Origin of the sequence: Pseudomonas sp. NPDC099000 (assembly GCF_044759925.1) — a bacterium.
Lineage (GTDB): Bacteria > Pseudomonadota > Gammaproteobacteria > Pseudomonadales > Pseudomonadaceae > Aquipseudomonas.
The window spans coordinates 20,293-44,300 of record NZ_JBIWAF010000034.1 but is presented as its reverse complement, the minus strand read 5'-3'; the positions used below and the strand labels follow the sequence as shown (position 1 = coordinate 44,300).

Annotated in this window: 22 protein-coding genes; 10 read left to right on the top strand and 12 right to left on the bottom strand. The window is 49.7% G+C overall.

Translation table 11 applies throughout. The annotated features are described in order from the left end of the window. Window positions 1–6: 6 nt before the first annotated feature. The 5 genes from ACIQV9_RS25900 to ACIQV9_RS25880 all read left to right on the top strand — a co-directional run bounded on the left by ACIQV9_RS25900 (window position 7) and on the right by ACIQV9_RS25880 (window position 6,252). On the top strand, window positions 7–534 hold the full coding sequence (locus ACIQV9_RS25900; RefSeq protein WP_403107549.1) for a single-stranded DNA-binding protein: 528 nt from the start codon (window positions 7–9) through the stop codon (window positions 532–534). A 485-nt stretch (window positions 535–1,019) separates the two neighbouring features. Next, window positions 1,020–2,222 (top strand): tyrosine-type recombinase/integrase, encoded by a 1,203-nt coding sequence (locus ACIQV9_RS25895; protein WP_403107547.1) that lies wholly within the window; start codon window positions 1,020–1,022, stop codon window positions 2,220–2,222. A 137-nt stretch (window positions 2,223–2,359) separates the two neighbouring features. Next, window positions 2,360–3,793 (top strand): hypothetical protein, encoded by a 1,434-nt coding sequence (locus ACIQV9_RS25890; RefSeq protein WP_403107545.1) that lies wholly within the window; start codon window positions 2,360–2,362, stop codon window positions 3,791–3,793. Window positions 3,794–3,815: 22 nt separating this feature from the next. Then, window positions 3,816–5,804 (top strand): hypothetical protein, encoded by a 1,989-nt coding sequence (locus ACIQV9_RS25885; RefSeq protein WP_403107543.1) that lies wholly within the window; start codon window positions 3,816–3,818, stop codon window positions 5,802–5,804. Between the two features lie 7 nt (window positions 5,805–5,811). Beyond that, window positions 5,812–6,252, top strand: a complete 441-nt coding sequence (locus ACIQV9_RS25880) for a protein kinase (protein WP_403107541.1) — start codon at window positions 5,812–5,814, stop codon at window positions 6,250–6,252. Between the two features lie 151 nt (window positions 6,253–6,403). Here the strand turns inward: ACIQV9_RS25880 and ACIQV9_RS25875 are convergent, their stop codons facing one another. Together ACIQV9_RS25875 and ACIQV9_RS25870 are read right to left on the bottom strand one after the other, a co-directional pair. Beyond that, window positions 6,404–6,889 carry a hypothetical protein gene (locus ACIQV9_RS25875; RefSeq protein WP_403107539.1) on the bottom strand — a complete coding sequence of 162 codons (486 nt, stop codon included), beginning with the start codon at window positions 6,887–6,889 and terminating at the stop codon, window positions 6,404–6,406. Between the two features lie 49 nt (window positions 6,890–6,938). Then, window positions 6,939–7,103, bottom strand: coding sequence for a hypothetical protein (locus tag ACIQV9_RS25870; RefSeq protein WP_403107537.1), 165 nt, complete (start codon window positions 7,101–7,103; stop codon window positions 6,939–6,941). Window positions 7,104–7,784: 681 nt separating this feature from the next. On the opposite strand from ACIQV9_RS25870, the gene ACIQV9_RS25865 reads away from it, so the two are divergent. Further along, window positions 7,785–8,060 (top strand): helix-turn-helix domain-containing protein, encoded by a 276-nt coding sequence (locus tag ACIQV9_RS25865; RefSeq protein WP_403107535.1) that lies wholly within the window; start codon window positions 7,785–7,787, stop codon window positions 8,058–8,060. Between the two features lie 84 nt (window positions 8,061–8,144). On the opposite strand, the gene ACIQV9_RS25860 is transcribed toward ACIQV9_RS25865, so the two are convergent. Continuing rightward, window positions 8,145–8,576: a hypothetical protein gene (locus ACIQV9_RS25860; RefSeq protein WP_403107533.1), complete on the bottom strand. Its 432-nt coding sequence runs from the start codon at window positions 8,574–8,576 to the stop codon at window positions 8,145–8,147. A gap of 47 nt (window positions 8,577–8,623) precedes the next feature. Next, window positions 8,624–9,610 (bottom strand): hypothetical protein, encoded by a 987-nt coding sequence (locus ACIQV9_RS25855; protein ID WP_403107531.1) that lies wholly within the window; start codon window positions 9,608–9,610, stop codon window positions 8,624–8,626. A 495-nt stretch (window positions 9,611–10,105) separates the two neighbouring features. Here ACIQV9_RS25855 and ACIQV9_RS25850 point away from each other — a divergent pair, with 495 nt between their 5' ends. Beyond that, complete coding sequence (locus tag ACIQV9_RS25850; RefSeq protein WP_403107529.1) at window positions 10,106–11,572, top strand: caspase domain-containing protein; 1,467 nt, start codon at window positions 10,106–10,108, stop codon at window positions 11,570–11,572. A 93-nt stretch (window positions 11,573–11,665) separates the two neighbouring features. Here the strand turns inward: ACIQV9_RS25850 and ACIQV9_RS25845 are convergent, their stop codons facing one another. Beyond that, the gene (locus ACIQV9_RS25845) at window positions 11,666–12,886 is read right to left on the bottom strand and encodes a DNA cytosine methyltransferase (RefSeq protein WP_403107527.1); all 1,221 of its coding nucleotides are present in this window, start codon (window positions 12,884–12,886) and stop codon (window positions 11,666–11,668) included. Between the two features lie 54 nt (window positions 12,887–12,940). Here ACIQV9_RS25845 and ACIQV9_RS25840 point away from each other — a divergent pair, with 54 nt between their 5' ends. The 3 genes from ACIQV9_RS25840 to ACIQV9_RS25830 all read left to right on the top strand — a co-directional run bounded on the left by ACIQV9_RS25840 (window position 12,941) and on the right by ACIQV9_RS25830 (window position 16,536). Further along, window positions 12,941–13,225, top strand: a complete 285-nt coding sequence (locus ACIQV9_RS25840; protein WP_403107525.1) for a helix-turn-helix domain-containing protein — start codon at window positions 12,941–12,943, stop codon at window positions 13,223–13,225. A 1-nt stretch (window position 13,226) separates the two neighbouring features. After that, complete coding sequence (locus tag ACIQV9_RS25835; protein ID WP_403107523.1) at window positions 13,227–14,327, top strand: restriction endonuclease, SacI family; 1,101 nt, start codon at window positions 13,227–13,229, stop codon at window positions 14,325–14,327. A 421-nt stretch (window positions 14,328–14,748) separates the two neighbouring features. Then, entirely contained in the window at window positions 14,749–16,536 is a 1,788-nt protein-coding gene (locus ACIQV9_RS25830) for a reverse transcriptase domain-containing protein (protein ID WP_403107521.1), read from the top strand. 327 nt (window positions 16,537–16,863) lie between these two features. Here the strand turns inward: ACIQV9_RS25830 and ACIQV9_RS25825 are convergent, their stop codons facing one another. The 7 genes from ACIQV9_RS25825 to ACIQV9_RS25795 all read right to left on the bottom strand — a co-directional run bounded on the left by ACIQV9_RS25825 (window position 16,864) and on the right by ACIQV9_RS25795 (window position 23,866). Further along, complete coding sequence (locus ACIQV9_RS25825; RefSeq protein WP_403107519.1) at window positions 16,864–19,068, bottom strand: OsmC domain/YcaO domain-containing protein; 2,205 nt, start codon at window positions 19,066–19,068, stop codon at window positions 16,864–16,866. Between the two features lie 109 nt (window positions 19,069–19,177). Then, on the bottom strand, window positions 19,178–20,335 hold the full coding sequence (locus tag ACIQV9_RS25820) for a glutathionylspermidine synthase family protein (protein ID WP_403107517.1): 1,158 nt from the start codon (window positions 20,333–20,335) through the stop codon (window positions 19,178–19,180). Window positions 20,336–20,347: 12 nt separating this feature from the next. After that, window positions 20,348–21,070 (bottom strand): DUF1190 domain-containing protein, encoded by a 723-nt coding sequence (locus ACIQV9_RS25815; RefSeq protein WP_403107515.1) that lies wholly within the window; start codon window positions 21,068–21,070, stop codon window positions 20,348–20,350. Between the two features lie 18 nt (window positions 21,071–21,088). Then, window positions 21,089–21,517, bottom strand: a complete 429-nt coding sequence (locus ACIQV9_RS25810; RefSeq protein ID WP_010467290.1) for a DUF350 domain-containing protein — start codon at window positions 21,515–21,517, stop codon at window positions 21,089–21,091. 15 nt (window positions 21,518–21,532) lie between these two features. Beyond that, entirely contained in the window at window positions 21,533–22,210 is a 678-nt protein-coding gene (locus ACIQV9_RS25805) for a DUF2491 family protein (RefSeq protein ID WP_403107513.1), read from the bottom strand. Continuing rightward, entirely contained in the window at window positions 22,197–23,231 is a 1,035-nt protein-coding gene (locus ACIQV9_RS25800; protein ID WP_403107511.1) for an ion channel, read from the bottom strand. Before ACIQV9_RS25800 ends, ACIQV9_RS25805 begins: the two co-directional genes overlap by 14 nt. 71 nt (window positions 23,232–23,302) lie before the next feature. After that, entirely contained in the window at window positions 23,303–23,866 is a 564-nt protein-coding gene (locus tag ACIQV9_RS25795) for a rhomboid family intramembrane serine protease (protein ID WP_403107509.1), read from the bottom strand. Between the last annotated feature and the right edge of the window lie 142 nt (window positions 23,867–24,008).

Sequence of the window (24,008 nt, the reverse complement as noted above, 5' to 3'; positions counted from 1 at the left end):
AACGTTATGGCCCGTGGGGTTAACAAAGTCATATTGGTCGGCACTTGCGGCCAGGATCCCGAGGTTCGCTACTTGCCTAACGGTAACGCCGTGACCAACCTGAGTCTGGCGACCAGCGAACAGTGGACCGACAAGCAAACCGGTCAGAAGGTCGAGAAGACCGAATGGCACCGTGTTTCGATGTTCGGCAAAGTGGCCGAGATTGCCGGTGAATACCTGCGTAAAGGTTCTCAGGTCTACATCGAAGGCAAGCTGCAGACCCGCGAGTGGGAAAAAGACGGTATCAAGCGTTACACCACTGAAATTGTGGTCGACATGCAAGGCACCATGCAACTGCTCGGCGGCCGTCCACAGCAGGGCGACCAACAAGGCGGGGGCAATAACTATCAGCAGTCCGCCCCGGCTCCACGCCAGCAGGCTCCGCGTCCGCAGCAGTCGGCACCGCAGCAGTCGCGTCAGGCTCCGGCTCCACAGCAGGCAGCTGCGCAGCCGGCTCCGGATTTCGACAGCTTTGATGACGATATCCCGTTCTAGCCGATCTATTGATCATTTTGTAAAGTTAAAACTCGCAAAATGATGCTTAATCCCCCGAAGTAGAGGGCTTGTAGACTTTACAGCTAAGGAATTAGCTGTAAAGAAATCGTTTAGGCGATCTTTACAACCCTCACTTCACTCTCTCTCTCCATATCCCATCCTCTTCGTCCTCACCCTTCTCTCCAGCGCTCTGTCCCTTATCTCTGTCCCAGACCTAAAGAAATTGCTTCTTGCCTGCGGCTAGACCATCGCGACCCCGAATCCATGATCTACTGATCGATTTATTGAATTGAATGAGTTTGATGAGTCTCTTTCTGGAAACTGTGAGAAAACCCAAAAATCCTTTTGTTCATCGTAAAACCAGGAACAAGTTGTTTACACTTGTGCGAAAAGCTATAGAGGCTAATTTTAGATATGTGAATATTTTAAGTTTCATGACGCTTGGATCGGTGTTAGAAATTAACTAACCCAATTGAGTGAAGTCCATGCGTGCCGTACTGCTGACACATCCTACCGGCGAACAGTTTCCTATGATTCTTGATGACGAAGGCTTGCCGATTGTAAGTGCGAGTGAGTATTTGTTGTCGCGTCATACATTAGCGTCTAATACTCGAATGCGTAATGCTCGTGAACTTATGGCTTTATATCGCTGGGTTCAAAAGTATCGAATTGATTTAGATGCAATGTTCGAGGGGCGTGAGCGACCTAGTATGACGATGTTTACAACATCTTTAGTTAATGGGTTGCAGCGTAAGTATAGAAATGTGGTGTCGGCGGGGGTTGTCGAGTTAAAGAGTTACAAAGATTCGCAAAAGGCTGTTAGTACCAATACTTATCGTAGTCGCTTGTTAACTGTGCGGTCTTTTTTCTCTGACCAGTTCGATCAGTCGCTAGATGAACGACGTAATGATCCAATTGCTTGGAAAAAAGTTAATGAAATACGCGACACTGTTATTGGCTGGCTCGATAAACAGATGAGAAGTGGTGCTTCGAACAAGCGTAAAGATGCTGCGTTAACTGAAAAAGAGGCAGAAAAACTGCTAGAGGTTGTCTTGGATCAAGACGAGGTTTTCAGTCGTAGTAGATTTGTTCGCTTTAGAAACTACATCTCCGTTTCTATTATGCTGTGTTTTGGGTTGAGACCTGGTGAGTTACTAAGTTTGAGAGATGCGGACCTGATTCTAAGCTCCTCGTCGCAGCTAAATGTTTTTCGTCGACCTCCAGATCCATTGGATACCCGGTTGCCTCGACCGGCTATAAAACGATCGGGAAGACCACTAGCAATTTACGACTACCGATTGGCTCGCCATTTGGCCGAGTATGTGAAAATGCGTAGTGAAGTGCTTGAGGCTAATAAAGAATGTCACGAGTATCTAATTATCAGCCAGGATGGAAAGCCACTAAGTCATTCAATGATCACAAAGTTATTCCAAGTTGTTCGGACGCGCTACAAAAGCATTTTCAGATCAGATTTGAATGCCAGTTGTTTACGGCATTCGTTTTCCACCAATATGGAGAATGAAATGCGGGCTCTAGGAGTTGAGGAGGAACGACGTAGAAAGCTACTAGCGTTCGCCAGGGGGGATTCGTCTCTCTCTTCACAGGACGCATATTTGGATGCGGCATTTCTGAAAGATTTTGAAGAGGCAAGTCGCCGTCACCAAGGGATTTTTAGAGGGGGTAATTAATGGGGAGGGCGCAGTTAAGTTTTAGCGAAGTCGAGTTTTACTTTCCGAAGATACCGAGCATGATACTTTGTCGGGAGGGCTTGGAGGTAAACACTAATGGTGATGTTTGGGATCTACCTTACTCTAGTAGCGCATTTATGTCGATGGACTTTTCCGTAATATCTCACCATGGTATGCGGCACTTAGCAAAACTATACCTGGGCGAACAGCTACCTGTTATTGGGCTTCCTTCGGTAATGTCGAGCTTCTACGAATTACAGAAGTATCTGAAATTGATTTCTTTCGATAGTTCATTGAAGGAGGCGGGTGAAGAATTAGTTAACATCTTCAAAAAAAATATATCTGAACTGAGTGAAGGGAGGGCGCTTCACAAGATCTATCGTCCTGTTCAGTTCTATATTTGGGGGGCAATGGAATACCCGGATCTTTGTTTCTCAGAGCAGTATGGTTTTGTACTAGACGAAATGACTATTCCTGGTGGTCCAAAAGGGGAGGCCGTCCGTACGGAAGACATCGCACTTGGTCCTCTACACTTGTTGCTTGAATTACCTAGACTTACTCAGGCATTGGAGCTGGATTGCGGGCAGGAGCTTGAGCATCATCAGCAGCGCGCAGCTGTTGCTTTGTGCATAGCGTTTGGACCTAATCCTAGAGTTTTGACCTATTGTAATGAGGAGGATGTTCTTGACCTGACGCCTGATGCAGACTCCAGCACTTATCAGATTAACTTGCCTCGGATAAAAAAAGGTTTCATGCATCCCCGTGAAAACATGCGCACGGTAGGTATGAGCACGGACGTGGCTAAACACGTAGTTTCATTGATTGAAAAAAATCAAGAAACCAAAGCTGAATGGGTTGATGGTGGGAAGACCTATAAGTTAGAAAGGCGCCTTTTCGTATCAAAGACTCCTAACCCAATGGCGTTGAAAACGAAAAATTTCGCCGATATTTATAATCTTTGCTCTTGTGATATTTCTTATCTACTCAAAGCCTTCGTTTCAAGAATGAAGATTCTGTCACCTATTACGGGTAATAAGCTGCAATTAAATGCAAGAAGACTTAGATATACATTCGCCACTTCCTTGGTGATGAATGGGATTAGTAAGCGTGGCTTAGCTATTGCCCTTGATCATTCCGACACTCAAAATGTTGGTGTTTACTTCGCGTTAAAAGAAATGTTGGTTGATATGCTGGATAACGCAGCTAAGGGAGGATACTCAAATCTAACGGGTTTGTTTAAGGGGGAAATAATTGCTACAGACATGCAGCGTTGGAGTTCTCCTGTACCAGATCAAATAGATTACATTCGTGAAGGGACTCAGGAGGAGCTAGGTCGTTGCGGAAGCCAATCCCTTTGTGGGCTCGATCCTCCTTTTTCTTGCTACCTTTGCCCACTGTTCAAAGCCTACCGATTTGCTAATCACCGGGCGATACGTGACCAGCTTATATTAGACCGAGATCATCATCGTGAGCGATATAGATCGGTGGGATTTCAGTTCGATCACTTGATACAAGCCATTAACGAAGTTATATATAAATGCGAGTTAACTGATGCGACCACGCACATCTAAAAAAGGTTCACGGTTAGCCCCTGTGCTCGACTCATCTCCGGATGTTAACTTTGAAACGATTTTTCAGTTAGCCGAGGCCGCACTACCCCCAGAAATGGCCCATGTGGAATGGGGGGCCGAGATGTGGACGATTTACGATGGCCCTCTGACCTCCCAGTCGGGTAAGAGACGTGGCGCTGTGACGCTTAGCTTTCAAGCACCTCCACTGTTAGCTGAGCGGACTTTAGAGCCAAAGTGGCGACTACTGATCCAGTGCATAGTGGTACTCCGTTTCTCTCAAAGCCAACAGGCGCTAAGCAATTTGCGCAGTTTTATACACAGTGCTGCATTTGTAGCGATTGAAACTCAAAAAAACGGATTGGAGCCATATCAAGTATCTGAACAGCTAATTGATCGTGCTTGTCGTAGTATCGAGTCTTATTTTCACAAATCCGCTAATACTCGTTATGGGCGATTGCGCGCCGCTAATGAGTTTGTTAATCAGGGTGCATTACGTGGGGTTTTTCATAAAACTCTTTCTACATACTCTTATAGTCGTATGGTGCGGCCCCCATCAGTTGGTGGTCTTCAGCATAAACGACTAGATGAGTCTGAAGCAGGGTTTCATGACGATAGTAAAATGGTTGATCCGAAAACAATCGGTCTGATCGGTGAACTTTATCGGGTTGTCCCGCGAGATCATAAGTATCGTTTGTATGTGCTGATGCTGTCGTTTCTTTGTTTGTTGGGACGTCGTTTTAGTGAAGTTGCATATATGCCTTTGCAGCGGGTGAAATGCCGTGAATCTGGCAGGTGTAGCCTCTATTACTTTCCAAAAAAACAATCGAGAGGAGCAAAATTTATTTCGCGGCGGGCGTTGTGGCTAAGTACAGGAGTAGTCAAAGTTGTGACGGAAATTGTGAATGAGATGAATGACATAAGTGCTGAATGTCGCCGAGTAGCAGAATATATGGTAGAGAATGGAGAGTCGGATACTCGTTTTATGGATGATATTTGTTCTGATCAAAGAATTTATTCCAGGGACCTAAATTCTTTGGGCCTTCCCTCAACCTGGCTCGATAAGCAGCATTGGTTGAGCAAGAACGGATGGTGCCATCAAGACGTTGCGATAAATGGCCGTGGGCGAGCTAACTACGTATTTAAAGAGGCTTTAGTAGCTCGTTGCAATGAAGATTATCATGCTTCTGCGGCAGCGGTAAAAATGACTGATCAACACGGTACAAAGTATTTTCTGCCTGACCTACTCTTGTTACGGCCTATGGGGTCTTCTTCCGGAAGCTATTGTCCGTGGGTGGCGACTGAATGTACTCACTCGATGCTCTCCACATTTTTGCGCTATCTACCAGCATTGTCCAAAGAGTTTTTACCGGAAGAGCTGACTGTGAACTTTACGAGTCATAGTTTTAGACACACGATTAATACTTTGCTAGATGATGGCGGACTTTCCGAAATGGCTCAGGCTGAATGGTTCGGTCGAGGATTGTTGTCACAAAACCAATCCTACCAACACACGACTCTCGAACAGAAAGCTTTAAATCTTAAGAATATACTGTTAAGTGGGAACGGCGGTGGATATCTTGCTGACCTTATAGTAAATCAACCTTCAGATCGTCAGAGAGCACTTATTGATGCCCGAATGTATGGCGTTCATGATATAGGCTTAGGATGGTGTATGCATCCATTGACACGAAGTCCTTGCCCTAAAGCAGCTCAATGCCAAAATGATTGCTCAGAGTTGGTTTATGATGTTTCTAATCAGAATCAAACTGATGCTGCAAAGGAGCAACTTCGTATCGTTTTCAGAAATTTGAAGACGGTGGCCATTATTATGGACTCTGATTATCCTCGTGCGAGTGTAAGCTGGGTTGAGGCACAATCAAAAGCAGTTAAATACTTAACTCAAAGATTGCTCAAGTGTGGGGTTACTCAAGCTGAAATCGATTCATTGCAAGAAAACGCATTAACTGACCATTGTAGCGTGGATTTGGATTTCTATGAAGAAAAGTCGTAGGATGCAGATGTCGGATATCAGTAGTATCATCCGAGACCTGAATAATAAATGGGCCAAGGGTGATTATGGTGAGAGTATAACTTGGCGTAAGTTGGAGGCTCAGTATTTTTTTACTCGACAGGCTCTCCAAGCTCATCCAGAGATAAAAGCCGCTTATTTATATGCGAAAGCGAAATTAGCCGGTGGGCTACAGGGTAGTAGGGAGCGATATGAAGAGCTACTGATCGAGGTCAATATTTTACGTCATGAAGTCGAGAGTTATAAAAGACAAGAGGCGGGTTGGATGATTCGTTGGCAAAGAATCGCATACCATATCCGACTTGATGGGCAAAATATGTCGCTCTTCGACAAACCAAAGCCTCGTAGTACGAAAGATGTTTCAAAGTCATCGGTTGATCGAATATTGGCTCGCTTTGATAAGCCGGTTCCACCGTCAGGACGAGTATAATTTCAACGAGGGGGCAGCATGTTATAGTTAGACTTGCCGTTCTTTGTTTTTGTTGGTGTGTCCCACTGTTCAATAATTTCATTCAGAGGGAGCAAAACTAAGTTGTGTCACTTTTAATTTCAAGGGGCTATCTTGGAATTACTACCTGTGATTAATAGCGGTCTCCATCTAGGTAAAATCCTATATCCTCAAGTATGTGGTTCAGCGCTCCAACTATTCTGGATTCAGCTCGTAGCTCTTTTGCGGTATAAGAAAGGCTCACAGCTAGTCTTAATTGATGCTCATTTAAGGTTGATGGGTCCACCGTCCATACTTGAAGGATTGATATGCTTGAGTCCATTGGCTCATAGCTTTCGATTTCGTCAATTTCCGGTTTGACCAAGCTGAACATTTTTTGAGATATGCCAAAGGTTTTTTGTCTGTTGTCCGCCAGCCTCGTTCTTTGATCAAGAAAACTATCGCCGACGAATAGTAAGTTTCCAATCACCATCTCGCGAACATATGTATCGCCGAACCGAGGTGATGAGACATGATTTCTAACTAGATCAAGATCAATCAATCCTTCTTTTTTATCATTGCAAAACTCTTTGTGTAGTAACTCTATAAGGTTGGGGCTATTAACAGGTACATACTTCATATGCGTTTATACTCATCACGCCGAGATAGGTTGTAATATGGATTGTTATTCATAAAGCTTTTCCACATATCACACATAAGTTTCTGGGCAAAGCCTCTGCTAAATTGATTACGCCCTGTGCATAGTCATCGCCTTCATGATGATAAATCCGCAAGCCATCATGCTTTTCTTTTGCCTCGTCAATTGTAATTACGTCATGTGTAAGAGTGTTCATATTGCGCTCTGAAAGTAAAACGGGCGTATGATAGAGCAGATTAAACCTTCCATCATTACATTCAAATCCCAACATCCTTACCTTTGGGAGCAGACGTATCGGAGAATAATTCAAGATTTTCTTGATAAAGCTTTATATCAAGGTGAGGGCTCACTCACTTTCCCTTTTCTAGTCCATATGATCGTTCGTTCTTGAGGGGGGGTTGTCGCGAGTTCAGTCGGGTAGAACGCACCGTCTTCTAGCTCGTAGCAATATTGTTTTCCATCTCTTGTAGGAACTGTGATGATTTTTCGGACTGGTTGCATTTTCCAATCATCACCTCCGTTTAACCAGGCAGGTGATACGAGCTGTATGGATCGGACATAGGCGACTGCTGTGTCTGTTCGGATAAGTCCCAAAAGATATGGCATGGACGGGATCAAATACTGTTGCTGCCAAGAGCTTTCGGACTCACCAACCTCAAGGCACTCATGAGTCACGTAAAACCATCTTTCGTTAGCTGCGAGCGAGACGAACGCCCAGCTGCACGTGTCACGCTGGAAAAATGGAGATTGAGGCAATCGTGCGGCCTCGTAGGTTTCAAACATATTATTTGACCTGAAAAACGCGGATGTGAACTATAGTTCATAGAATTGCAGATCTCAACCGGGCTTGATCATTCCTTTTCGAAGGGTTGATCTAATGGAGCTAAACGCGGCGTTCGCCCAAGCGCTTCGCGAGCTGCGCAAGCGCAAGGGGAAGACACAAGACCACTTCGCGGCGGTCATGAGCAGGGAGTACGTGAGCATGCTTGAGCATGGGAAAAAATCCCCAACGCTTGAGAAAATTGATGGGTTAGCGTCGGTGCTAGGGATACATCCCGTTAGCTTGGTGATGAGTTGCTACATGCAAAAGGACGAAATTGAGAGCTTGAGCGATATGCTCGCGATTTTGGAAAGGGACCTCGCTAAGGAGTAATGGCCTTGCTGGGCAAGCGATTATTGAGACGGATTTTATGCCCGACACTTGAAGGAATTCGCAGTGGTTTCTGCTCCCAGGCGCTCATCCTGCGACTCCGTGCTCAATCCGCCAAATATGGATTTTAAGTAGTTTAATGCCCACGTGGTTCGTAAAAAATGAGGCAGGCGGGATGTGATTAAGCGCCCTCGCGGGTGTGTCCAGCCACCTTAGTGCCGCATTCACATCCCCCTCATAGAGGCTTAACAAATCGCGAAATACTTCAGATACCCCGTATAAAAGATCGCTTTCAGCGCAGCTCAGTTTTCCTGCTTTGCTCCATCGGCGGCGGGTACTGACTTTGATCGCCAACAATTCGGCTAACTCAATCTCCTGCATGTCTAGGAGGAGCGCCAAACGGGAGAAGAAAACGTTTGATAGCCCATCGTTTATCGACTTCCAGAGAGCAGGTCCAGAGCCTTCAAAGGCCATCTCTTCCCAGAATGATTCAGCTAGGAGCATGACAGGTTCAGACATTTCTCAATCCACCGACTATCGGTTTTGATGGGGGCAGGGTGCAGGGTTTAGAACGGAATAGTCTCGTCGAAACCACTATCCGGTTCTGTTTTACCTGTCGGTACGGCGAGGCTCGAAACAACGTACAGATTCACGATATCCTCTCGGTCCATAAATAGGATCTGACTGCGCTTAGCTTGATCAAGCTTGTTTCCGATCCAGTTACGAGCTGCTTTGGTTATTTCTCCTCCAGCAACAATGAAGGCGTGGTCGACCAGGACGCGTCGGTTCAGTTCTGGATCAAAAATTTCGTGCCCCAGCATCATTGTTACCTGGTTGTGGATCTCCGCCACGTTAGCTTGCGAGCCTTTGGTGACTCCGGATGAGTCAAGCTTGCCTTTCTTAACTTGGATACCGAAGTAAAGAACATGAAGGGTAGGTAGGGTGTATTTCATCCAGATGTCTTTGCCGTATTCCAAGGCCTTGTCTTTGTGTCCTGCTGCTGTGATTCGATGAAAACCAAGCTGTCGAAAAAGAGGAAGTAGAAGTTCTTCTATAAGATCATCTTCCGAACTTTTTTCGAGAAAGGCTGTTAGCTGGTCGCGGCGTTCAACTTCAATTTTGGACCATGGCCGGTGAGGATTGGCATAGGGAGAGGCAATGGTGCTCGTGCCGATATGGCGTAGGTAGCACTGACCATCCTCAGCGTAAAAGCTCTCAAAACCCTCACGCTTCAAAGTAGCATTTAGCAATTTTAAGGCGCCCTCGCGTTTTGAATCCTCGTTGAAGGCATCAGCAGGGTCCATTAGCGTGCTAATGACTTGGCAAAAGACATTCGACGGCGTTTGAGCGTTTGCATGGGGCATTTCCAATAGCTCTTGTAGCACACCCGCTACCCAGTAATTGCGAGTGGAACCGTCATGAACGTAATCGGTATCGACATCTCGAAAAAATCTCGTGATGTGGCTGCTGCTTCGATATTTAAACGGAGCGTTGTCGCCATTGCCGCAGATCATATCTGCGATTTCTTCGAGTGTCCGTGATCGCCACTTCATCTCCGTTCCCTTCGTCGATTCTCGATATATGGATAGTAACTCAACTTTTGAGGATGGTGGTTTTGGCAGGCTTGATGGCTAATTTTTCAAAGGTGAAAGACGCACAGCCTTGACGTGGTGAATGCGTAAATTGAGTTCAGCAAGTGATCGAGAATGGCGGTACTTTTTTCGACTGAGTTCAAGGAGGGCGTGACGGTTTGGCGTGGTCTGATTTAGAGCATAGATCTTTGACGCGCAGGAATTGGATTTCAGCATATGAAGAGGTCAATCAGGATGTTCCCCGCAAGCTGTAAGACGCGTAATCGTATTCTCACTGAACAGCCTTTTGCGTTGGTCCTGATCATCGTGTGATGACCAACGAATGGCCAATGACGGACTGTCTATCAAATTTTTGGCAGACCATACCTTTTGATCCATATATTGATTGCAGTCGTGAAAGCGACTCTAATGGCGAATAGCCATTCGCCACGTCTTCACAGAGACTGAACTGCCAATATGAAAAATGTAGCTCTTGTCATCGGTAATGCCGCTTATCTTGAAAAACCCTTAGACAATCCTGGCAACGACGCTCGGGACATGGCTACGGCTCTCCGGAAGTTTAACTTTGAGGTACATCAGTGTGTGGATGGCACTTACCTTGAAATGGAGCGAGCTTTAAAGGATTTTCGGGCCGAACTTTATGATGCAGACGTAGGGCTATTTTTCTTTGCCGGCCACGGTATCCAGATCGAAGGAGCAAACTATCTCCTAGCAGTAGATACCAAAATGGATTCCGAACTTGATGCGAAACATTCGGCGATGAAGCTCGACCTCGTAATCGATTGCTTGGAAAAAGCTAACACCACAACGAGTGTCGTCATCCTCGATGCCTGCCGCAATAACCCGTGGGAACGTAGGTGGGAGCGATCTGTCGCAGGCAACGGGCTAGCATCCGTCTACGCTCCACGTGGCACTCTCATCGCATTCGCAACCTCTCCAGGCCAAGTAGCAAGGGACGGAAAAGGAAAGCGTAATGGGATTTACACCAGCGCTCTGCTTGAGCATATTGGCACTCCCGACTGCACCATAGAAGCCATGTTCAAGCGTGTCCGAAACACCTTGAGTGTGGCCACCAACGGGAAGCAAATATCCTGGGAGCACACTTCATTGGCAGGTGAGTTTTTCTTCAATCTCAGTGTCGGTGCCCGGATTGACGCTTACAAGCCAACCTCCCTGCGGGATGGATTGTTGGAGTTGGACGACACGCTAGCCTCGCATGAAATCATCCGCAACCTGAAGGTTCTCACCTGGGATGTGCAAAATAGCGCGCTTGTCGGCTTCGGTACAGCGGTCGCCACCAACTTCAGTAAGGACAACCTATTTGTAATTGGGCGCAATATCTATCAGGCCGCTTCTGGCAATGCCAACGGGGCCATGGGCTTCGTTAACGATTTCATGGCGAAAACTAAAGGATTGAAACCCGAAAAGCGGAAAGCCTTACTCGATGGAATGCTTTTTGAAATTTTCTTCGATAGTGATGGGAAAATTCGAGACGATTTCAAAGCTCGGTATTTCAATAAAGTGTTCGCATTGCAGAAGCATGTGGCGGTGTCGTCCAGCTTTGACTTTATCGCGGAGTGCTTGCTGCCTTATTCGAACCGTTTCTATGCCCTCCCTGGTAAGACAAGTCCGGTGGCCGTCGATATAGTTTTGAATCTATCAAAGGCGCGCGCCGAACCAGATGCCGTACAAATCTGCATTGCATCGGAAGATGTGTTGCGCCCAGATGACGACTCGGAAGGCCCCGACTACGAGGTGCCAACTCGATTTCGCACTCAAGGTAGGGACGATTTCGAGGAGCGTATATCCACTCAGCTCTTGATCCCTCTACGCCTGCTGTCGTTCACGTACACAGGCGTTGGTAGAAAACCCGCCAGCATCCGCTTCCCGGCCGGGTGGACCGTTCGGCAACGAGCCAATTGAAAGCTAACCGTGTGCGCGAGACATTGGCACTGACCCTGGCTAGCAGCCCGTAAAGCCCCGCGGCGGAGAGACGTTTTGGGGCTCGTGGGGGTATCAGACAGTCTCTGCTAGCATCGACATCGGTCCTTTACCCGTTCCGGGATGATCTTGATACTCTCCGATCAGATCGAGATACTTTCGTGCAACCGGTTCCGTCGGATGTTCGGCGAAACGTTTTCGATTGACGCTTCTTAGTAGCTTCGGTGGCGTGACCGTCGGCTGCTGAAAGAATTGACGCCGGATTTCACGTCCGAGGATCTCTCCTATTAAACTTGGAACAGCGTTGCCTAGCTGACGCTGTACTTCTGTTCTTCCACCTAAGATATCGTAGTCATCCGGGAATGTTTGCAATCTGCACATTTCGCGGGACGAAAGGCGTCTATTTTTCCAATGGAATGGTCCGATAGCACTTCCTGGTTGAGCTTGGATTGTCCAAGAAGGTTTGTCTTTCGCCAGCTTCAACAAGAAGCTCCAATATCGGGTTCTCCAACCAAATAACGGTAATCCCTCACCTCTGTTAGTGTGGTGAAGATAATTTTTGCCTTCGGGGATACTAGATAATAGATCACCCCACTTTCCCGTTGCAGCTAACTCAGGGTGATGTAAGTGATCTAAGTCTCCAATAGCGTCCCATGCAGTACGCCAGCTTTCCCTAGGGAAAAGATCAAGATCGGGAGACTCAGGGTTTCTATGTGTCGGGGCGGGAAAATTAAAAGAGTGCCCTTCTCGGGAACCTATTATGAACACACGTTCCCGAACTTGTGGGACGCCGTAGTCCGCAGCGTTTATAACACCTAAGTTAAAGTTGTACTTGGTTCCTTCCTCTGCGTTTATTTTTTCTATAATGTTTTTTAGTAGGGAAATAGCTTCGTCTTTGCCTTTGTAAGTAATTCCAAAGACGTTTTCCATGAGAAACGCCTTTGGCTTTAAGTCTCTCAAAACCCGAAGGTAGGCGGTAAGCGTATCTGCACGCGGATCATCAAGGCGCTTAGTATCACCCCCCGACCAATACGCAGCTTTCGAGAAAGGCTGGCAGGGAGGGCCGCCTATCAGCAAATCAGGTTCATTGAGTAAAAAACCACCAGTCGATCGGATTTGCTCACTACTTACCTGGTGAATGTCATCATGGATGACGTTCCAGTCCGGCCTGTTATGTCTAAGAGTAGTGCAAGCCCATTTGTCAAACTCTACTGCAATAGAGGTATCGAAACCGGCAGCTTCAAGACCTAGATCTAGGCCACCGGCCCCAGTGTAGAGGCTAATTGTCTTGAGCATGAGAGGGGATTGCCTTACCTTGAAGGATTTTGAGCCAAGGATGAACATCCTATCATGGCTGCATCAACGAAATCTAACATAATTGTATTGGGGGTACAAGTGATCGAGGTGAAGTTGAGATCTGCCATGGCAGCCTATTCTGAGAAAACAGGTCAGAAAATAACCTACCAGCAGCTTGCCGAGCGCTCTGGTCTCTCAAAAGCGACCTTGGAGGCACTGGGGTCGCGCTCTGATTACAACACGACCCTTTCTACAGTTGATGTACTTTGTTCTTGCTTGATGTGTTCTGTAGGAGACTTGCTGGAATACAAGCAAACTCCTAGCGACGCGGTGAGATAATATGACAATTAAAATCGATCATCGCATTGCAAAGGACGTACTTTTTTTGGAGTACGCCAATACAGATTCTGGAGTTTCTGATCAATTATCTGTTGAGTGGCTGTCGAGGGTTAATCACCTTTCTGACCTATGCCCGCCTAGGAAAAGTTCTACATTTATAGCTGCGCTTGGCACGGCACTTTTGGCGAAATCCGTCGAGCCTGCGGTAGATGTATACTGTTTATTAGATCGCGATGGGGGCGAAAATTCATATTCAGCAAGATCATTAGCCGACAATGTGTGGGCTAAAAATAGAGCCTTGTTAGGAATTGATCTGGGTGCGAACGGCCCTAACCCTTTGAATAACACCCCTTTCATTGGTAAGGGGCGAATTGATGAAATACGAAATGTTAGAAACGCTTCGGGGTTTACCTATCTCATGGAATGCTTAGATAGGCTCAGACATTATACATCTACAGCTCAAGCCAGATCGGCTTTACGCGGCTTTATACTCTCTCGAAAAAAAGACTTTTCTACTAGTTTTGTCGTAGGTGAGGCAGCTGGAGATCATTTTGTACTTCCAACACTTGAGGCTGCGATACGCTCATTAATATCGGTAGATAGTGAGGATGGCCGTTGTGCGCAGGCAGTTGCAGCGGGACTTCTTGCGGCTAATCCATCGACAAGTGATATTGAAGTTGGTCATATTAACGATCCAGATAGAAATTTCCCTTTGGATATTGCGGTTTATTATCCTGTAAACGACGATAGAAGGTTGTCGCTAGCAATAGAGGTGAAAGATAAGGCGGTGGGAACCGCAGAAGTTTTGTCGTCTTTAGAAAAAGCCCTGAATTTTGATGTTCGAACTGTTATATATTTGGCTATATCTAGTCGGCAGGTACAGGTCGATTTTTCCACCGAATCAATTCGTGCGCGGGATATGGGTTGTAATTTAATAATATATACTTCATGGGCTGATTTTATTAGAAGTTGCATTGGTTTTTCCAGCGATGCTGGGCCCGTATTATACTCACACATATATAAATTGATTGGTCAGTACCTTCAGGAGCTAGGTGTTAGTCAGGCGGGCATAGATGTTTGGACTGGTTTCGCCGAGGAGTAAAGGCTTGGCTGCTTACCTCAATAATATGTAAGATTAGGCTACGGTCGTCCGCGCCTAAGGGTGAGCTACGGTGCGACCTTTCCGATTCTACAACCGCTTTCAATATTAACTCGTGAAAGGTGCGCAGAATTTTTGCACTTTTTGTCACCGTCGAGTTGAAAAAAAGCGCCTATCGAGGCGACGGTGAGGGTTGGCGGTATGCAGTGTTGATGGGACTCGACGTTTCCGTAGACCTGCAATTTGACACCTTGCGGGGTTGGGTCCATTATAAATCTGTCTGGATGTGGGGGGTAATTTAACTTACCACTGACTCTCTGCGGTGGAACTATGAAAGTCTGTTTTGCCCTCGCGACTGGTAACTATCTTGACGTTGGCTCGATGGGTAGAAGAGAAAATAACCTCGCATCCGGACTCTTTTTTTATGGACGAAACTTCGAACATCCTTGCAATGCTTTTCGCGCCTGGCTTCCATACCATTGAAGGTTTTTCGAAGCTGCTCGGGACCGACCAGGATCAGTTGCTTAAGCTGATCTACCCGGAAAGAGGCACGAATTATTTAAGCTTTAGTATCAAGAAAAAAAATGGGACGCCGAGGCAAATCCGAGCACCCAAGAAAAAGCTTAAAAGCTTGCAGCGTGTATTTGCGAACTACTTGCAAGGAGTCTATAGGCCAAAACCATCCGCGCATGGTTTTCTGCCAAATAGAAGTGTTAAATCTAATGCGGCTCCTCACACGAATAAAAGTTTTGTTTTTAATATTGATCTTAAAGATTTTTTTGAAACGATTCATTTTGGTCGTGTTAGAAATTTATTTATGTCGAAGCCATTTAGTGCCCCACAAAACGTCGCGTCAGTAGCAGCCCATCTCTGCTGTTATAATGGGCGGCTGGCTCAAGGGGCGCCGACGTCGCCAATTATTTCTAACATGATAGCTTTAAAACTTGATACTCAGTTGCAAACATTGGCTGCGCGTAAAAAGTGTCATTACACACGATACGCTGATGATATTACTTTCTCGTTTACCTGCTCAAAGCATCGATTGCCTACAGAAATAGTCCAGCATTCTGATGGTGGTTTTTCTGCGCCGGGGGAAATTCTTTTAAGTATAGTTGAAAAGAATGGTTTTTCGATAAATGCTGAAAAGACTAGGCTTCAGCATAGAACTCAGCGGCAAGTTGTAACAGGGTTGACGGTAAATAAATTTCCCAATTTAAGTAGAGAGTATTTTCGCCTAACCGGCTCCATGATCAATGCGTTGAAGAAATATGGGGCGGCTAACGCGGAGAAAAGATATATAGAGATACTTAGTGGTAGAGAGTCGACTCTTACCCCCCGTGCATCGAATAGGGTAAAGGATAAAGAGGGCACCTTCTTTGTAAAGGTTATAGAGGGAAGGCTCAATTATATTCAAATGATTCGCGGACGAAGCGATCCCATTTATCGTAGGTTAGCTTATTTTTTTAGTCTCGCCATTGGCAAAGAAAGAGTCGAACTGTCTAGAACCGCTGAGGATTCGCTCAGTGACTCCATATTTGTGGTGGACAATGACGCCGATATTAGCCAAGGTACCGCTTTTTTGCTCTCTGGGGTTGGGATAGTTACCAATTATCACGTTGTGGAATTGATTGATTATAAAAACTCGAAAAAAGAACTTAAGTTTACAACCACTGAGGTGGTTCCTCGGGAGTTGAGGGCAGAGTTGATATACGCTAATAAAGATATGGATTTGGCGATTTTTTACCCGGGGAAGGAATTTGAAGGTGTTCGGGGGTTGCATTATAGAAAATCTTGCAAGATTAAACCCCTAGATCCAATACTTGCTATTGGGTTCCCGTCGCATGCTCCCGGCGCGGCGCCGTTCATGAATACAGGGAAAGTTATTCAGAGTCGTATTTTGTATAATTCATTCTTTTGGATAGTGGATATAGGCTTAATTAGTGGGAATAGTGGCGGCCCCATATTTAATAGCTCAATGGAAGTTATAGGCGTTGCAACGCGAGGTGCAAAAGCGAATGATATGTCTACTGTTTTCAATTGTTTTTTACCAATAACTGATATTGATAAAATGGTGGGGGCTCGTAAATATTTGCTAAGGAGAAGTTTTCTGGAGTTTCTATTTCCGGTGGGGAAAGGTTTGCGTTTGATTCCTGCTCCGAAGATTTCATCAATACTTTCTTGTTCTAGCATGCTTAAAAAACATGTTTTTTGATTATTTTAGGGGGCGAGCAGTTGATATTAAAAAAGTAATACATCAACTGTCTGGCTATCACCGTTCCAGCATCAGCGCGTTGCTAGCCTAGGCGGCACCATCCTGGGGGGGTATCGTCTAGGGCAATGTCACGTGCGACTGCTAACTTTACACAATTACGCCAGATCTACTTCATTTGTTCCTAAGTATCTGAAAAATATAGGTTTCTTTTTTTGGTTTGAGTCGATGTGCTCGACAGGTATGGACTACCATTCTGATCCGCAGCTGATTTCAGAACCGTAAACAAAAAAAGCGAAGCCATATGGCTTCGCTTTTTTGTTGGCGCTGTTAACTGGATGAGTTGGTCACATTGGCCCGTGCCGAGTGCAGCTTCTTGTAGCTTTCGATCAACCGCAGGTGCCGGTCGAGCCCCTCCAGTTTCATGCTGGTCGGCGTCAAACCATGGAAGCGCACACTGCCGTCCACCGAACCGATCACTGCATCCATCCGCTCGTTACCAAACATCCGACGGAAATTGGCCTCGTAGTCTTCCAGTTCCAGGTCTTCGTCCAGTTTCATCTCCAGCACCGCGTTGACGGCCTGGTAGAACAAACCACGTTCAACGGTGTTGTCGTTGTACTGCAGGAACATCTCCACCGCCTCTTTCGCCTCTTCAAATTGCTGCAAGGCGAGATAAATCAGCAGCTTCAGCTCCAGGATCGTCAGCTGGCCCCACGCGGTATTGTCGTCAAACTCGATGCCGATCAGGCTGGTGATGTCGGTGTAGTCGTCCAGTTCACTTTCCACCAGACGCTCAGCCAGCGCTTGCAGTTCGTCGTCGTCCAGGCGATGCAGGTTCAGGATATCGGCGCGGAAGAACAGCGCTTTGTTGGTGTTATCCCAGATCAGGTCGTCCACGGGATAGATTTCCGAATAGTCCGGCACCAGGATGCGGCAGGCCGTTGCGCCAATGTGCTCATACACCGCCATATAGGCTTCTTTGCCCATGCCCTCGAGAATGCCGAACAAGGTCGCGGCTTCGTCGGTATTCGAGTTTTCACCCTGGCCGGAGAAGTCCCACTCCACGAATTCGTAATCGGACTTGGAGCTGAAGAAGCGCCACGACACCACGCCGCTGGAATCGATGAAGTGCTCGACGAAGTTATTCGGCTCGGTCACCGCATGACCTTCAAACGTCGGCTGGGGCAAGTCGTTGAGGCCTTCGAAGCTGCGGCCCTGAAGCAACTCGGTCAGGCTGCGTTCCAGCGCCACTTCCAGACTCGGGTGCGCACCGAACGAGGCGAACACACCGCCGGTACGCGGGTTCATCAACGTGACGCACATCACCGGGAACTCACCGCCCAAGGACGCATCCTTCACCAGCACGGGGAACCCTTGCTCTTCCAGCGCCTGAATACCGGCCAGGATCCCGGGGTACTTAGCCAGCACCTCGGCCGGCACATCCGGCAATGCAAATTCACCTTCGATGATTTCGCGTTTGACCGCGCGCTCGAAGATCTCCGACAGGCACTGCACCTGGGCTTCGGCCAGCGTGTTACCGGCGCTCATGCCGTTGCTCAGGAACAGGTTTTCAATCAGGTTGGACGGAAAATACACCACTTCGCCGTCCGACTGGCGCACGTACGGCAGCGAGCAGATGCCGCGCTCTTCATTGCCCGAGTTGGTATCGATCAGATGGGAACCACGCAGCTCGCCGTCGCGGTTGTAAATCTTCAGGCAGTACGCGTCGAGGATTTCCGTCGGCAGTTCATCTTTACGGCCAGGCTTGAACCAGCGTTCGTCCGGGTAATGCACAAACGCTGCGTTGGCGATGTCTTCGCCCCAGAACTGGTCGTTGTAGAAGAAGTTGCAGTTGAGTCGCTCGATAAACTCGCCCAACGCCGACGCGAGCGCGCCTTCCTTGGTCGCACCCTTGCCGTTGGTAAAGCACATCGGCGAGTGTGCATCGCGGATATGCAGCGACCACACGTTGGGCACGATGTTGCGCCACGAGGCGATTTCAATCTTCATGCCCAGGTCCGCCAGAATGGCCGACATATTGGCGATGGTTTGCTCAAGCGGCAGATCCTTGCCGACAATGTAAGTGCTCGCCTCTGAACTGGAGGCCGGCATCAGCAACGCCTGGGCATCGGCGTCGAGGTTGTCCACTTCTTCGATCACAAACTCAGGCCCGGCCTGCACCACTTTTTTCACGGTGCAACGGTCGATGGAACGCAGGATGCCCTGGCGGTCCTTGTCGGAGATATCCGCCGGCAACTCGACCTGGATCTTGAAAATCTGGTTGTAGCGGTTTTCCGGGTCAACAATGTTGTTCTGCGACAGCCGGATGTTTTCGGTGGGAATACTGCGAGTGTCGCAGTACAACTTCACGAAATACGCCGCACACAACGCCGACGACGCCAGGAAGTAGTCGAACGGACCCGGTGCCGAGCCGTCGCCCTTGTAGCGGATAGGTTGATCGGCCACCACCGTGAAGTCATCGAACTTGGCTTCAAGTCGAAGGTTGTCGAGAAAGTTGACCTTGATTTCCATGGGGGATTACCAGAATAACGGCTAGACGAATGGCCGCCATTATCCGGCATTTCAGCCGTAAGTCTTGCGGGCGTCTTGCGATATGTCCCCAACGGGCCTTTTTTAGCGGTCAGTCAAGTATCAGATGCGGCAAGAACCGGCTCGAATCCTTGGTGATCAGGCTGTTGTCCTCACGTACACCGATCCCCGCCGCTTGATCGCCGATCACCCAGGAGCCAATCAGCGTGTAGCTGTCACCAAACTGCGGCAGCGGCGCGAACTCCTGAAGGATAAACGGCGCATCGGTGTAGGGGCCGTCCTCTTTCACGATCAGACCATCAGCGGTTTGCAGCTCGATGTTGGCCCCTTCCCGCGAGAAGAACGGCTTGCGTACCCAACCCTTCGGCACCTCTTTGCCCGGATCGGTATCCAGGTGCGCTGCAAGCAGATTCGGATGACCTTTGTTGAATTCCCACAACAGCGGCAGGATGCCTTTGTTGGAGATGATGGATTTCCAGGCTGGTTCGAAAAACTGCGTATCACTCTGGGCAATCGCGGCACCGAAGGGCTCGTGGAAGATAAACTCCCAGGCGTGCAGCTTGAACAGGTGAGGAATCCAGCGATCTTCAAGGTCGACGAAACGTCCGTCGCTGGTCAGGCCGATGTCTTCGATATCGATGTGGCGTGATTCGATGCCGACCTTTTCCGCCACCAGCCGCAGGTAGTCGGTGGTGCCCTTGTCTTCGACTGAGTCTTTCATCGAAGCAAAGTAGAAGGGCTGCTTGAGCTGCAATTGAGCGAAGGCCTGATGCAGTTTGGTATCGATGCTGTTGAACTGGTCGGCCTGCTTGGGCAGCAAGCCGCGTTCGATGCATTGCTCCAGCCAGCCCCACTGAAACGCCGCGGCCTCATACAGGCTGGTCGGCGTGTCGTAGTTGAGTTCCAGCAACTTGGCGGGCCCGGTGCCGTTGTAGGAGAAGTCCATGCGCCCGTACAGGTGCGGGTGACCTTCGAGCCATGAGGTGCGAACCATGTCGAAGAATGGCGCGGGGATGCTCAGGCGCTCCAGCAGCTCCTCGCTCTGCACCACGCGGGCCACCAGGTCCAGGCACATCTCATGGATCTCGGTGGTCGGGTCTTCGAGATCGTTCTCGATCTGCTTGAGCGTGAACTGGTAATACGCGCTCTCGTCCCAGTAAGGTTCGTTGTCGATGGTATGGAACATAAAGCCGAGACTCTCGGCCGTCTGCTTCCAGTCAGGACGTTCTGCGCAGTGGATCTTCTTCATGGCCCGGTTTCCTTAACTGCTCGATCCGCCGCCGCCGCCCCAGCCGCTGCGTGCGCTGGCCTTGCTGCCGAAGCCGCCACGGGAGGTAGACGAGGCAACGGAAACCGGCTTGCTTGTGGAAGAGCGGACCGAGTCGGCGTAGTTGCTGCTGCCGTACCTTGCCTGATTGGACTTGGTAAACGTCGAGCCCTTGGCAATCCGCTGGCTGAGCGTCGAGTTCGAATAGCTGCCGCGATCATCGCGATGGCGATACACCGGTTCGGAGTAGTAGCTGTTGCGGTTGCTGCTCAGCATGTTGCCGATCAGCAGACCCGTCAGCAGGCTGCTGGTGGAGAAGCCCGAGCCCCCAGTGTTCGCCGTTTCCGAGGCAGGTAATTGCGCCTTGGCCGCGTCCACCTGGGATTGCGTCACCTGGCCATCGGCGGTCAGTTCGAAACCGCCGAGCTTGGGGATGAACTTGCCGGCGGAATCCTGCTGGCACCAGTCGGCGACAAAGTCGGCATCGCAATCGGCCTGGCTGTCGTACACCGGCGCTATGCGGCGGTGCTCGGTCATGGCTGTCATGTAGGCGTCTGAGCAGACATCCACCGGAAGCTTTTCATCGGCGCACTGCTGAACGGACTGGAAGTTGTACTTCTTCTGCACCGCGTAGGTTTTTTCCGTCGGCCCGCAGCCGGATATCGCCATGGCGACCGACGCTGCCAGCGAGAGCTGAACGTACTTGCTTCGTTTCATCGGGATCTCCGGGCGCAATCAGTTCTGGGAAGGAGTCATGCACGCGGCGTTCAACATGCCGACGCTGATGGCTACGGCTGCCACGTAGATGCCGGCAGCGATTTCACCTTTTTTGATGCGCTCAGAAGTGCCTTTGAGCACCAGGCTGGTCACCAGAAACGCCAGCAGTTGGACGAGGGCGGCGATCACCGCCCAGACGACGAAGTCGAGAATGCTGATCGAGTAGGCAATCACGTTGCTGGCCGGAATGGCGAAACCGATGATGGCGCCGCCCAGGGCGATCGCAGCAGCCACGTTGCCCGAACGGATCAGTTCGAATTCCTTGTGCGGAGTGATGCGGGTGTAGATGAACTGGAACAGCGCGAACAGAACGGCAGCGCCGAGGATGTACGAAACAAAGCCGAACACGGCGGCTTTGTTCAGGGAGATGGAGAGTGCTTCTAGCATGGACGTCTTCCTTTTTTAGAACGTATTCAAGTCGGTTGTGTACAGCGAGATGCCCAGCGACGTACTCAAGCTGATGGTGCCTTCGGCGTCTTCTTCGACGGAAAACAGGAGGAATTCCCGGCGGTCGGTCAGGCCGGTTTCGCGGGCGTACAGCATCGAACGGTGCTCGATGCTGTAGGAGTCATCCGGGTTTTTCAGCTGTTCGCTCAGCGCTACCAATTCTGTCTGGCCATCCTCGGTGCCCCATTCGCGGGTGTATTCGACGCCGTTATGGGTGTAGGTCGGCAGGCCGATCAGGCTTTGCGGACCGGCCAATCGGCGCAGCTCCGCTTCACTGCTGATGGTGATGTAACTGAGGTAATTGAACAGGATCACCGACTCGACCTGCCCGGCAATTTCGCCGGTGGTGTGCACCTGCAGCCAGTAGTCTTCATCGTTCATGTAATAGCGCGACAGCCAGGTCGACTGCCCGAGATCGACGGTGCCGTTGCTCCAGATCTGCTGGGAGCCGGGGATCGTCACCGTGGTGTTGCCGTCGAGCAACAATCTCAGGGAAGTGTCGAACATCACGCCCTTGCCCAATGCCAGGCCCAATGGGCCAGTGGCCGGCGGCGGGGCTTCGTTGGCGGTCCATTTCGACTCTGGCGTTGCGTTCGGGGCCTCAAGCCCCATCAACTGTTTAAACCATCCCATTGGAGATTTCCTTGAGGCGAGTGGAGGCGATGTAGAAGAGTTCGCCGCCCTCAACGCGGGTGGCGCCGGGCGGGTTGATCGACGGTTGTCGGGCGCCTTTGGCGCGATAGCCGATGAGCGTGGCGTTGTGGTGTTCTTTCATCCGTGTGTACAGATCGCCAAACGTCGCTTCAAAGGCCTCGGGCAGTTTCATCAGGTATTGAGTGGCGCCTTGACCCACGCACAGCAGTTCATTGATGACCACTGACGAGCCCGGATCCTGCGAGGCGCGCACCAACATCTCGATGGCCATGCTGGAAGTGCATTCCAGGCTGGGCGCGTAGGCGCTGGCGAGCGCTGCGACTTCACTGTCGTTGAAGTGGGCGACTACATGCCCGACAGGCTTCAGTTGATTGACCGCCAGCACGGTGGCCAGGGTCAGGTCGTCTGAATGGGTTCGTACCAGAACGCGTTCGGCACCCGGAACGCCAGCGCGCAGCAACAACGCCACAGAGGACAGGCTTTCACCTTTGATGAAGCTCGCTTTGCCCGGCATCGGGTTTTCTTCGAGGGTGCAATCGCAAATGACGATCAGGTTGTCGTTCGAGGTTTCGTCCTGAAGCAACAACTCAATGACCCGTTCGCTGGACGCGCCTTCCCAGCCGATGAGAACCGTATGGCCGACCTTGCCGGTGAAATCGCCTTTGCCCTTCATGCCTTTTCTCCATGCATCGATGACACTGCTGGTGGTTTTGCCGATGGCTGCCGTCAGCAGCGCAATGCCCCCGAGCATGACCCAGGTGGCCACGAAAATCCGTCCCGCCGCTGTCTGCGGCGCGAGATCGCCATAGCCGACGGTGAGTGTGGTGGTCAGATAGAAGTAAGTAAACGTGGCGGGGGCGGTGAGGTGTTGTTCGCCCAGTAACACCAGGCCCAGATACGCCGTGAGCAGGTGCACGCCCAAGGCAATGACCAGGCCTGCCCAGCCGAAACGGTGGAAGAGGGACGAGGCATACATGCGCAATAAAAGGAAAATCGACATTTCGTCCCTGACTCCGTGGGTACTTGTTCCTGGCGACTTCATCGCCTCGGCGTCTGAATGCGCAAGTGCGTTCAACCGGCGGCATTAAACCTGCTGCGCGGCGCGGAGAAAAGTACCTTGGCTGCAATAAATCCGGCGAGCGCCCCAAACAGATGACCTTCGAAGGAAACGCCCTGACGAGGAAGGAAGCCAAAAATCAGACCTCCGTAGAGCAGGGCCACGACGCCGGCCGTTATCAGGTTGCCCCAGCTCCTGTGGAACCAGGCGCGGGACAGGAGGTACGCCCATAGCCCGAATACCCAGCCGCTGGCGCCGATGTGTACGCCTGCAAAACCGAACAGCCAGACCAGCGCGCCGCCCAGCAGAATAATGATCGCGCTGACCGCAATGAACCGGTTGAGTCCTTCGATGATGACCAGGGTGCCCAGTATCAAAAAGGCAATCAGGTTCGCGCTCAGGTGCGCAAAGGAAGCGTGCAGAAAAGGCGAGGTGATGATGCCGAGCAGGCCGTGCACGGTTCTCGGGATCAGGCCGAATGTCATGAGGCTGTAGCCGGTCGCGACATTGACCAGTTGCAGCGCGACCATGAAGAGCGCCAGGCCTGCGATTGTCTTGAAACCCTTCAGGGCATCCATCCTTGACCTCGACGTAAAAAAGAAGGGCAATGAATCAGCACCGATCCATGTGGGAGCGGCGGTGCGGCGGTCCGACTTGCCCGCGAAGAGGGAGTGTCAGTCGACTAAATGTTGCCTGACACACTGCCATCGCGGGCAAGCC